This window comes from Vibrio sp. V10_P2A27P122 (assembly GCF_963874335.1).
In the GTDB taxonomy this organism is placed as follows: Bacteria; Pseudomonadota; Gammaproteobacteria; order Enterobacterales; family Vibrionaceae; genus Vibrio; species Vibrio anguillarum.
This window is the reverse complement of record NZ_CAWNHY010000021.1, coordinates 1-11,132: the sequence shown is the minus strand read 5'-3', so window position 1 is coordinate 11,132 and position 11,132 is coordinate 1. Positions and strand designations below refer to the sequence as shown.

Sequence of the window (11,132 nt, the reverse complement as noted above, 5' to 3'; positions counted from 1 at the left end):
AGCTTGCGGAGTAGAGTGACGGTCGAAGTAAGGATTGCTTGTCTCACTCAAGGAGTGTCTTGGTAAAACCATAATCCCTAAACGGTTTGTTGTTTCGCTAGAACATTGCCGATAGATACTGTTTTCGTGTTTAACACGTTCTATTTGGCCACTTCACATAATGAATTAAAGATAAGCTGACAGCGTCTATCATCTCAACAGTAAGAGAACTACCCATGCCGATGTCCCTCGGAAGCGCTTTTCTCAAGAACTTTCTTGGTAAAGCCCCTGACTGGTACAAAGTTGCCATTATTGCTTTTCTCATCATCAACCCGATTGTTTTCTTTTTGGTCGACCCATTTATTGCTGGTTGGCTACTTGTGGTTGAATTCATTTTCACCCTAGCGATGGCGCTTAAATGCTATCCCCTACAACCTGGTGGCTTATTGGCTATCGAAGCTATCGCCATTGGGATGACCAGTGCAGAGCAAGTAAAACATGAGCTTGTGAATAACATCGAAGTTCTGCTGCTACTGGTGTTTATGGTGGCTGGTATCTATTTCATGAAACAGCTATTGCTGTTCATCTTCACCAAAATACTGCTTGGTATTCGTTCAAAAGCGATGCTTTCGGTCGCCTTTTGCATTACAGCTGCTTTCCTGTCTGCATTTTTGGATGCCTTAACAGTTATTGCCGTGGTCATCAGTGTCGCCGTCGGGTTTTACTCGATTTATCACAAAGTGGCATCGGGACAAGGGACAAGCTCCGCTCATGACCATACTCAAGATGAGCATATATCAGAACTAACACGTGATGACCTAGAAAACTATCGTGCGTTTTTGCGCTCACTACTGATGCATGCTGGCGTAGGTACCGCTTTAGGCGGGGTGATGACCATGGTTGGTGAACCACAAAACTTGATCATCGCCGATCAAGCAGGTTGGTTTTTTGGCGAGTTTATCATCCGTATGTCTCCGGTAACCGTACCTGTTTTTCTCTGTGGTATTTTGACCTGTGTATTGGTTGAAAAGCTGAAGCTATTTGGTTACGGCGCAGAATTACCCGCTAACGTTCGTCAAATTCTGGTCGATTTTGACACGGCTGAGCGCAAAAATCGAACCAATCAAGACGTCGCAAAACTTTGGATCCAAGGCGCTATTGCTGTCTGGCTGATTGTTGGATTGGCACTGCACTTAGCGGCAGTTGGATTGATTGGTCTTTCAGTTATTATTTTGGCGACAGCATTTACTGGTGTGATAGAAGAACATTCGCTAGGCAAAGCATTTGAAGAAGCCCTACCCTTTACGGCGCTGCTGGCGGTATTCTTCTCCATCGTAGCCGTAATTATCGATCAACAACTCTTTAAGCCAGTTATCGATGCTGTGTTGAATGTTGAAGATAAAGGGGCTCAGCTTGCTCTCTTCTATGTGGCTAACGGGCTTTTGTCGATGGTTTCGGATAACGTTTTCGTTGGCACTGTCTATATTAATGAAGTCAAAACAGCGCTACTAGAAGGTGTTATCACACGTGACCAATTCGATTTATTGGCTGTCGCGATTAACACAGGTACGAACTTACCGTCAGTAGCAACACCAAACGGTCAAGCCGCTTTCTTATTCTTATTAACATCAGCACTTGCACCATTGATCCGCCTTTCTTATGGCAAAATGGTCATCATGGCTCTGCCCTACACGATTGTATTGGCATTAGTTGGCCTGTTTGGCATTGTCTTCTTAGTTGAACCCATGACTGCGCATTTTTATGACTTAGGGTGGATTACGCACCATTCAGCCAAAGCAGTTCAAGCCATCTCTGCTGGGCATTAAAATATTCGGTTGATAATGAAACTTATCTAAGTTAAAAAGCTCTGAACTATCAGGGCTTTTTATTCTTTACAGGTATTGAATGTGACTTTTTTTTCTACTCTGAAACTGTTCTCTCAATCGAGAAAATCTTGGTTTTTATTACTTCTTTTTGTGGTTTTTTTTGAGGCTTGTGCGCTTTTTTTTCAGCACATCATGATGCTCGCACCGTGTGTGATGTGCATTTATGAACGTGTGGCGATGCTAGGAATTGGCGGAGCGGCTCTGCTTGGCTTAATCGCACCCAATAATCCGATTGTTCGTTGGATTGGACTCGTTACTTGGGGAGCCAGTGCTTATAAAGGTTTGACCTTAGCTATGCAACATGTAGACTACCAATTCAACCCTTCTCCTTTTGCCACTTGTGATTTATTTGTCACTTTTCCAAGCTGGGCACCACTCAATCAATGGGCACCTTGGATGTTCGAAGCTTACGGTGACTGTTCGAAAGTGGTATGGCAATTTTTAACGCTTTCCATGCCACAGTGGCTAGTGGTCATCTATGCTGCTAACTTGCTGGTGCTCGCTTTTGTTGTTTTAGCTCAGTTCGCGAAAACCCCCGTCAATAAGCTGCGGTAATAACCTGCTTGATCAAAAAAGGCATCTCGCTAAGAGATGCCTTTTGGCTGATTCACATCGCTTACTCTGACGCAAGCAGCGGATCAACATTAATATACTTACCAATTTGTTGCCGTTTTACCGTTGGCACATAGGGTATTTCACCAAGCTTAGGCGCTGGAATGCGCGATTCCAACATTGCAATAATTTCAGCGTAATGCTCAGTTCCGGGGTTCACTCGGTTGGCTACCCAGCCAACAATCTTCAACCCGTCGGCGATAATACTTTCCGCTGTTAAAATTGCATGGCTTAAGCAACCTAGTTTAATCCCTACCACTAATACCACGGGTAGTTGTTCTTGTTTAACCCAAGTAGACAAGCAATCCGTATCAGAGATCGGAACGCGCCAACCACCAGCACCTTCGATCAACACAATGTCAGCGTTCGCTTTATGCTTAGCTAATTTGCTACTGAGCACGCCATAATCAATCTCGACGTGTTCATGTTTTGCGGCGATATGTGGTGATGTAGGGAGCGCTAAAGAATATGGATTCACATCACCATAGGGCATCTCTTGGGTTGCCGCTTTCATCAGATGTAATGCATCTGAGTTGCGTAAGCCAAATTCCGTTTTTTCGCTACCAGCGGCAACGGGTTTGTAGCCAATAGTCACCAAATCCTTGGCGGCTAATGCTTGTAGAATCGCTTTTGAAGCGACCGTTTTTCCAACGTCGGTGTCCGTACCCGCAATAAAAAATGCATCAATCATCGATGTATAACCCCTAAACAAACCTGATAAGTTGCAGGTAGAAGACCTTGATGGTTTTGAAATGCTTGGTATGCCTGCTCAATTTGCAGTAGAGCCTTGCGGCTTGTTAACCCTTGTGAGCGTCCACTTACGTGATTTGCACCAATTCCTTTAAGATCTCTCATCAAGGAAAAAGCTTTGTCATACCAAACTGTGATCGAAGGCAAGTCTAGTTGATGGTGGTAACAGTGAGATTGCGCTAACGCAATTTTTACCTGATTGAGTGTGATGAAATCATTGACGTGTTGATGTGTATCAATTTTTGTCCACGCTTGTTTCAGTTCAAACAGCGAACCGTCCAATAATGTCGAAAAATAAGCCATCCCTTGTGGTTTCAATACGCGGTGAATTTGTCGCAGTGGTAGAACAAGGTCATCACACCACTGCAGCGCTAAGCTAGAAAAAACGCAATCAAAAGAGGCGTTGGCGAAAGGAAGCGCCTCAGCATCGGCTTGATAATAGGTGACGCCAACATCACCACAACGTATTTTAGCTTGTACTAGCATCTCACTGGAGAGATCAACACATACCACATACGCCCCTCTACGCCGCAGTTGCTCTGAAAAATAGCCCGTACCACAACCAAGATCGAGCACTCTTTTCCCTACTAGATTGCGCGGCATTTTGTCCAATAAACGGTGTCCTACGTCACGTTGAAAAGCGGCATGTACATCATAATGCTTTGCCGCGCGGCTAAAAGAGTGGGCAATGGCGGCTTTGTCATGCAGCGTATTTATCTCTATGGCATGAGTTTGTGACATATTCAGCTCTCCTCTAGCGCACGTTGCAGTTGTGTGGTTAGTTGCTCTATGTCAGCAATAGTGTGGTTGGCGGTTAGAGTGATACGCAATCGAGCACGGCCTTGAGCCACCGTTGGTGGGCGAATCGCGGTCAACCAACACCCACTATGTCGCAATTGATCGGCGATGTTCAATGCTGTTTGCGCCTCACCAACAAGGTAAGGTTTGATTGGCGTTAGCGTTTCAACATAGCCATCGAAACCTTGCATGGATTCAGCGTAATAAGCTTGCAGCTCAGTTAGTTTTTCTCTGCGCCACGGCTGCTGAGTGACCATTGAAATAGCATGAGTTACTGCATAAGCTTGCGCTGGCGGCATGGCTGTAGAATAGACGTGGTGACGAGCAAACTGCGTAAGAAAGTCACCCACCTCTTGATTGCATAAGATAGCTGCACCCGATAACCCCAAGGCTTTGCCAAAGGTCACCACTAAGAGCTGTGGTTTTATTCCTGCCGCGCTGCAACTGCCTGCCCCACCCTCGCCCAACACACCGATGCCGTGTGCATCATCGACTGCCAACCACGCTTCACCTTGCAGTGCATCCGTGATTTCGCACAGCGGTGCACAATCACCATCCATGCTAAAGACCCCTTCAGTCACCACTAACGTATGACTATCGCGGTTAAACTGTTGCTTAAGATGAGTGACATCGTTGTGCCGAAAACGCTTCATACTGGCTGCGCAAAGCATTCCTGCTTCCATCAAAGAGGCGTGGTTAAGTTTATCTTGCAGTAGCAAATCGTCTTTATTGAGCAGGCTAAACAGCAGTGCCTGATTAGCACTAAAACCCGAGCCAAACAAAATGGCTCGCTCATAACCTAGCCACTCACACAAGTTAGATTCAAGGTTGCGATGGGCTGAGCTAAAGCCTGTGACCAAAGGAGATGCGCCACTACCGCAACCATACATACTCAGCCCTTGCTGCCAAGCGGCAATCAATTCTGAGTCATGTGCAAGGCCAAGGTAATCGTTACTGGAAAAGTTAAGATACTGGCGGCCATCTTTGCACAATCGAACCTGGTTGCCTCCCTCAAGCTCGATAAGAGAACGAGAAAGCCCAAGATCGTGACGAGCACTGAGCGCCGCTGAAATACGTGAATTAAACGCTGGCATCGTAGAAAAGATCATCTTTAGTAGGACGAGCTGCCACCCGTTTTACGACACGTTCAAGCAGCTCACTTTCTGCAACTTCATCCGGTTTTTGGCTCACTTGTTGGCTATTGATACCCAGTTTTTTAAATAACTGCATATCGCTATCTTCATCAGGATTAGGAGTCGTTAGCAACTTGCAACCGTAGAAAATGGAGTTTGCACCTGCCATAAAGCACAGCGCTTGCATCTGCTCATTCATATTTTCACGTCCAGCCGATAAACGCACCGCCGATTGTGGCATCATGATCCGAGCAACGGCAATCAGACGAATAAAATCAAACGCTTCGACATCTTCGGCTTGCTCTAACGGTGTGCCTTTCACTTTGACCAGCATATTAATCGGTACACTTTCAGGATGGGTTGGTAAGTTCGCTAATTCCACCAACAGGCCAGCGCGGTCATTAGCGCTCTCTCCCATACCGATAATTCCCCCAGAGCAGATCTTCATTCCTGCATCGCGCACGTGCGATAAGGTATCAAGGCGATCTTGATAGGTTCGGGTGGTGATAATGTTGCCATAGTATTCAGGTGAGGTATCTAGGTTGTGGTTGTAATAATCAAGCCCTGCACTGGCCAACTCGCTTGCTTGATCAGGCGTTAGCATGCCCAACGTCATACACGTTTCCAAGCCCATCTCTTTCACGCCACTAATCATCTCTTTCAAGAGAGGCATATCACGCGCTTTCGGGTTTTTCCACGCCGCTCCCATGCAAAAGCGGGTCGAGCCAGAGCGCTTCGCTTTTTGCGCCGCGTCTAACACCCGCTCGACTTCCATCAACCGTTCTTTATCAACATCAGTCCGGTAATGCGCACTCTGCGGGCAATATTTACAATCTTCAGGACACGCCCCCGTCTTAATAGAAAGTAACGTACTGACCTGAACATAATTTTTGGGATGGTATTGACGATGTACTTGCTGCGCTTCAAACAGTAGATCCATAAACGGCTTTTCGACCAGTGCGTTCACCTCAGCAACGGTCCAGTTATGACGAACTTCCACATCTCTTCCTTATTCAGTTTTATTATTTTGTTGCTTGGCTAGTCTACTGACAAGCGATAAACTGTCAACAACCAAAGAAAACACAAGTTTACGTTTGATTAATATTTAATCAAACTCAGCAATATGGACTGATCATGGATTTACTCTTCGACCGCCAACATATCTGGCATCCCTACACTTCAACGCTGACGCCATTGACTTGTTATCCCGTCACTCACGCTCAAGGTGTCCATCTTTATTTGGAAGATGGGCGACGCTTGATTGATGGAATGTCCTCTTGGTGGGCAACTATTCATGGTTATAACCATCCACACCTTAATTACGCTGCGCATCAGCAAATTGATAAAATGTCACACGTGATGTTTGGCGGTATCACACATCAACCCGCCATTACGCTTTGTAAAAAATTACTGGCATTAGCGCCAAGCAATCTTGAGCACGTATTTTTAGCCGATTCTGGCTCTGTCGCCGTGGAGGTCAGCTTAAAAATGGCGCTGCAATACTGGCATGCAAAAGGTCAACCACGAGCGAAATTTCTCACCTTACGTCATGGCTATCACGGCGATACGTTTGCCGCAATGTCAGTCACTGACCCAGATAACTCGATGCATTCGCTCTACAAAGGTTTTTTGCCGCAGCATATTTTTGCCGATTCGCCAACTTGCGGTTTTTGGGATGAGTGGGATGAACGCGATCTCGATGATTTTCGAGATAAAATAATGCACGCTCATCAAGAGCTTGCGGCGGTGATTTTAGAACCAATTGTGCAAGGTGCTGGCGGTATGCGTATCTATCATCCTCAGTTTTTAAAAGGCGTGCGCGCACTTTGCGATCAATATGGTTTGCTACTGATTGCCGATGAGATTGCAACTGGGTTTGGCCGTACTGGAAAGCTCTTCGCCTGCGAGCACGCTAATATCGCGCCTGATATTTTATGTGTCGGTAAGGCCTTAACGGGTGGCTATATGACGCTTTCGGCCACACTGGCGACCAAGCAAGTCGCCGATACGGTTTGTGCTGGCGAAGCGGGCTGCTTTATGCATGGGCCAACCTTTATGGCTAACCCATTGGCGTGCGCTGTCGCCTGCGCTAGCTTAGAGCTCATCGAACAGGGCGATTGGCAACAGCAAACCCAGCGTATTGAAGCGCAATTTGCTCATTTACTGCCCATGCTTAACCGTTTTGAGATGGTAAAAGAGGCGCGCTGGCTGGGCGCTATCGGCGTGATTGAAACGCATCGCCCTGTCAATATGGAAATCATTCAAGCGCTATTTGTTGAGCAAGGGGTCTGGATCCGTCCTTTTGGCTGTTTAATCTATGTGATGCCACCGTTTATTAGCCAAGTAGATGACATTGAAAAACTGATCAACGCTGTAGCGATGGCATTGCAAAATTCGCAATGCTTTCAAATCGATGGGGCTTAAATAGAACCGACACATACTATTGATGCATAAAAAAACCGACTCGCAAGTCGGTTTTTTTACTGTGTTTAACGCATGATGATTAACCGATGTGCGTTGCGCCACCCATGTATGGTTGCAGTACGCTAGGAACGGCAATACGGCCATCGGCTTGTTGGTTGTTTTCCAAAATGGCTACCATAGTACGACCCACAGCAAGGCCTGAACCGTTCAGCGTGTGTACAAGCTCAGGTTTATTGCCGCCTTTGCGACGGAAACGGGCTTGCATACGACGTGCTTGGAAATCCCACATGTTTGAGCAAGAGGAGATCTCACGGTATGTGCCTTGCGCAGGAACCCACACTTCTAGATCGTAAGTTTTGCGAGAGCCAAAGCCCATGTCACCTGCACACAACACCACTTTACGGTACGGCAGTTCAAGCAATTTCAGCACTTTTTCCGCATGACCAGTTAACTCTTCCAGCGCCGCCATTGAATCTTCTGGGCGCGTAATCTGAACCAATTCGACTTTATCAAATTGGTGCATACGGATAAGACCACGTGTATCGCGACCATACGATCCCGCCTCAGAACGGAAACAAGGTGTATGAGCCGTCATTTTAAGTGGCAGATCGGCTTCGTCAGAAATGGTGTCACGCACCAAGTTCGTTACCGGTACTTCAGCCGTTGGGATAAGAGACAGTTTACGTGGCTCTTCATCATTCACTTTTTCAGTTAGTGGCTCAGTATGGAATAGGTCTTGACCAAATTTAGGTAGCTGACCAGTACCAAACAGGCTGTCAGCGTTGACAAGATAAGGGACATACATTTCTGTATAACCATGTTCTTGTGTGTGCAAGTCCAGCATGAACTGAGCAATCGCACGGTGTAGGCGAGCAAATTGGCCTTTCATCACGATAAAGCGAGCGCCAGTAATTTTAGTCGCACTAGCAAAATCTAAACCACCGGCCATTTCGCCAAGATCAACGTGATCTCTGAGCTCAAAATCGTAAGTTTTAGGTTCGCCCCAACGAGAAACTTCTACGTTGTCATTTTCATCTTTACCGTCAGGAACCGATTCATCTGGTACGTTGGGTACAGACATAGTAATCGCATCCAATTGTGCTTGGATGTCATTCAACTGCGCTTTTTTCGCGTCTAAGTCACTGCCTAGAGAGCCGATTTGTAGCTTGACTGCTTCTGCGCCCGCTTTGTCGCCGGCGGCCATTTTTTGGCCAATTTCTTTGGAGATGGAGTTGCGCGAGGATTGTAAATTTTCAACTTCTACTTGAATGGACTTACGTTGTTCTTCAAGTTGACGAATTATCTCAACGTCGAGTTTGAAACCGCGACGCGCTAATTTTGCAGCTGTTTCATCCAGCTCAGTGCGAAGTAATTTAGAATCCAGCATTGCTAATCCTATGCTTTTAGTTATGAAAAACGCGTCTGCATCCCTTTCTAATAAGAGCGACGCGTAGAGAAAATTGAACCCGACAAAGATAACGAAAAGAGACTATTTTTCATAGCGCTTTTGTGGGCTTTTTGCATCTAAACTGGCCAAGTAATCTAACTTTTCACCAATTTTGGTTTCTAACCCTCGATTTGTTGGCTGGTAGTAGCGTGTATCGCTCATTTCAGGCGGCAAATAACTTTCGCCAGCCGCGTAAGCTCCCGGTTCATCGTGGGCATAGCGATATTGTGCTCCATAACCAAGATCTTTCATCAAACTGGTTGGTGCATTACGCAAATGAGGCGGCACCTCATACTCTGGCAAATTATGCGCATCAGCTAAGGCTTGCTTCCACGCGCTATACACGGCATTACTTTTGGGCGCGCACGCTAAATAGACAATCGCTTGTGCAATAGCACGTTCACCTTCCGCAGGACCAACGCGGGTAAAACAGTCCCAAGCGGCGAGCGCCACCTGCATGCCTCTTGGGTCGGCGTTGCCGACATCTTCCGAAGCTATCGCCAATAAACGGCGAGCGATATAAAGTGGATCGCAGCCTGCTGCGATCATTCTGGCCGACCAATACAGCGCCGCATCGGGGTTGGAACCTCGAATCGATTTATGCACCGCAGAGATAAGGTCGTACCAAATATCGCCTTTATTATCAAAGCGCGACACTTTTTCGCCTGCCACTTCGGCCAACAGTTTGAGCGTAATGAGCTTTTCACCTTGCGCATTCTCTTCGGCCATGTCGTACAGCAGCTCAAGATAATTGAGTGACATGCGCGCATCACCATTGACCAATTCAGCCAAACGTTCGAGCACGTTATCCATAAACTGCGCTGCAACTTTACCTAAACCGCGATCGGCATCGTTGATTGCTTGATTGAGCGCCAGCAAAATTTCATCGCTAGCCAGCGAGGTTAATTTGTACACCCGAGCACGAGATAGCAAAGCGTTGTTGAGCTCAAAAGAGGGATTCTCTGTCGTGGCACCAATGAAAGTCACAGTGCCATCTTCAATGTGTGGCAAAAAGGCATCTTGTTGAGATTTATTAAAACGATGCACTTCGTCTACAAACAAAATAGTACGTCGACCCGCCATTTTATTTTCGCGTGCTTTTTCAATGGCAGCACGGATCTCTTTAACGCCAGAAGTCACCGCAGAAACACGTTCAACCTCTGCATTGGCGTAATTCGCCGCCACTTCAGCTAAGGTCGTTTTGCCCGTACCGGGCGGCCCCCACAAGATCATCGAATGAATATGACCGGCCTCTAATGCACGCCGCAAGGGTTTACCCACGCCTAAAATGTGCTGCTGGCCAATATACTGCTCAACCGTCTGAGGGCGCATTCTCGCGGCCAACGGACGGAAATCTTCATCACCCGAAAAATCTAAGCTGTAGTTACCCACACTGCTGTAGTTACCCACACTATAATTACTCACGCCTTAGCCCCTATCTCAATTACGTTGATCATCAACCTCGACACCTTGCGGGATCTGGAACGTGAAACGCGCTTTAGCGGCCGGTGTTAGTTGTACATCGCTAAACGTAAACAGACTCTTCTGTCCATCTTGTTCAATCACGTTAAAACCTTTCACGATCCCTTTCTCATCAATCGCTATCTGAAACTGCCCTTGGTTTGAATCTACCGCGGTTGGCGTTAGGGTGAAATCATCACCGTTTTGTGCAACCTTATAGTGATCCCAATCACTGGCGCGATTACGAGTCAGCAACACAAAAGGAGTTTGTTCCGTCGCTTGTTCTTGATTATAAATACTCACTTGTTCGATAAATGGACTGTAATACCACAAGGTTTTACCATCAGACACCAGTAAGTTTTCATCAGGAGCGGTCGTTTGCCAACGGAAAAGGCTTGGCCGAACAATATCAACTTTCCCCTGACCTTCCATCACAATATCACCTTCAGGGCTGATCACTTGCTGGGCAAAGGTAGCGCTAAAACCAGCGTTCAGCGCGAGGCGTTGGCTCAACTCGTCTTTTGGCGCAGCCAAAACAGCGACAGAAAAACTACACAGCAACAGGGCTAACACTCTTTTCATGATTACCACACTCCATGGATAACAATTTTTTGTCTATAACGTTTTCTATAACGTTTATTG

At 46.6% G+C, this 11,132-nt stretch carries 10 protein-coding genes; 3 read left to right on the top strand and 7 right to left on the bottom strand.

Features of this window, described 5'->3' with window-relative positions; translation table 11 throughout:
* The first annotated feature begins 215 nt into the window (after nt 1–215).
* On the top strand, nt 216–1,805 hold the full coding sequence (gene nhaB, locus AACQ17_RS01415; protein ID WP_013856514.1) for a Na(+)/H(+) antiporter NhaB: 1,590 nt from the start codon (nt 216–218) through the stop codon (nt 1,803–1,805).
* A 75-nt stretch (nt 1,806–1,880) separates the two neighbouring features.
* The gene (gene dsbB / locus AACQ17_RS01410) at nt 1,881–2,420 is read left to right on the top strand and encodes a disulfide bond formation protein DsbB (RefSeq protein WP_069212015.1); all 540 of its coding nucleotides are present in this window, start codon (nt 1,881–1,883) and stop codon (nt 2,418–2,420) included.
* Between the two features lie 61 nt (nt 2,421–2,481).
* On the opposite strand, the gene bioD is transcribed toward dsbB, so the two are convergent.
* From bioD to bioB, 4 genes are read right to left on the bottom strand one after another with little or no spacing between them, the layout of a single operon-like run.
* Nucleotides 2,482–3,168: a dethiobiotin synthase gene (gene bioD / locus AACQ17_RS01405; protein WP_170935195.1), complete on the bottom strand. Its 687-nt coding sequence runs from the start codon at nt 3,166–3,168 to the stop codon at nt 2,482–2,484.
* Complete coding sequence (gene bioC / locus AACQ17_RS01400; protein ID WP_094147318.1) at nt 3,165–3,968, bottom strand: malonyl-ACP O-methyltransferase BioC; 804 nt, start codon at nt 3,966–3,968, stop codon at nt 3,165–3,167. Before bioC ends, bioD begins: the two co-directional genes overlap by 4 nt.
* Nucleotides 3,969–3,970: 2 nt before the next feature.
* Entirely contained in the window at nt 3,971–5,134 is a 1,164-nt protein-coding gene (gene bioF, locus AACQ17_RS01395) for an 8-amino-7-oxononanoate synthase (RefSeq protein WP_094147319.1), read from the bottom strand.
* On the bottom strand, nt 5,106–6,158 hold the full coding sequence (bioB, locus tag AACQ17_RS01390; protein WP_013856509.1) for a biotin synthase BioB: 1,053 nt from the start codon (nt 6,156–6,158) through the stop codon (nt 5,106–5,108). Before bioB ends, bioF begins: the two co-directional genes overlap by 29 nt.
* Before the next feature lie 134 nt (nt 6,159–6,292).
* On the opposite strand from bioB, the gene bioA reads away from it, so the two are divergent.
* On the top strand, nt 6,293–7,582 hold the full coding sequence (gene bioA, locus AACQ17_RS01385) for an adenosylmethionine--8-amino-7-oxononanoate transaminase (protein ID WP_094147320.1): 1,290 nt from the start codon (nt 6,293–6,295) through the stop codon (nt 7,580–7,582).
* A 79-nt stretch (nt 7,583–7,661) separates the two neighbouring features.
* Here bioA and serS read toward each other — a convergent pair whose 3' ends face one another.
* From serS to lolA, 3 genes are all read right to left on the bottom strand, one after another.
* Nucleotides 7,662–8,969 carry a serine--tRNA ligase gene (gene serS / locus AACQ17_RS01380; protein WP_094147321.1) on the bottom strand — a complete coding sequence of 436 codons (1,308 nt, stop codon included), beginning with the start codon at nt 8,967–8,969 and terminating at the stop codon, nt 7,662–7,664.
* A gap of 102 nt (nt 8,970–9,071) precedes the next feature.
* A complete protein-coding gene (locus tag AACQ17_RS01375; RefSeq protein ID WP_026028684.1) occupies nt 9,072–10,421 on the bottom strand; it encodes a replication-associated recombination protein A in 1,350 nt (449 codons plus the stop codon).
* Between the two features lie 48 nt (nt 10,422–10,469).
* Nucleotides 10,470–11,072, bottom strand: a complete 603-nt coding sequence (gene lolA / locus AACQ17_RS01370; protein WP_047687948.1) for an outer membrane lipoprotein chaperone LolA — start codon at nt 11,070–11,072, stop codon at nt 10,470–10,472.
* Nucleotides 11,073–11,132 lie beyond the last annotated feature (60 nt).

Coding starts and splice junctions, on each gene's coding strand:
- nhaB (WP_013856514.1), top strand. CDS start 216: ATGCCGATGTCCCTCGGAAGCGCTTTTCTCAAGAACTTTCTTGGTAAA.
- bioD (WP_170935195.1), bottom strand. CDS start 3,168: ATGATTGATGCATTTTTTATTGCGGGTACGGACACCGACGTTGGAAAA.
- bioC (WP_094147318.1), bottom strand. CDS start 3,968: ATGTCACAAACTCATGCCATAGAGATAAATACGCTGCATGACAAAGCC.
- bioF (WP_094147319.1), bottom strand. CDS start 5,134: ATGATCTTTTCTACGATGCCAGCGTTTAATTCACGTATTTCAGCGGCG.
- bioA (WP_094147320.1), top strand. CDS start 6,293: ATGGATTTACTCTTCGACCGCCAACATATCTGGCATCCCTACACTTCA.
- serS (WP_094147321.1), bottom strand. CDS start 8,969: ATGCTGGATTCTAAATTACTTCGCACTGAGCTGGATGAAACAGCTGCA.
- lolA (WP_047687948.1), bottom strand. CDS start 11,072: ATGAAAAGAGTGTTAGCCCTGTTGCTGTGTAGTTTTTCTGTCGCTGTT.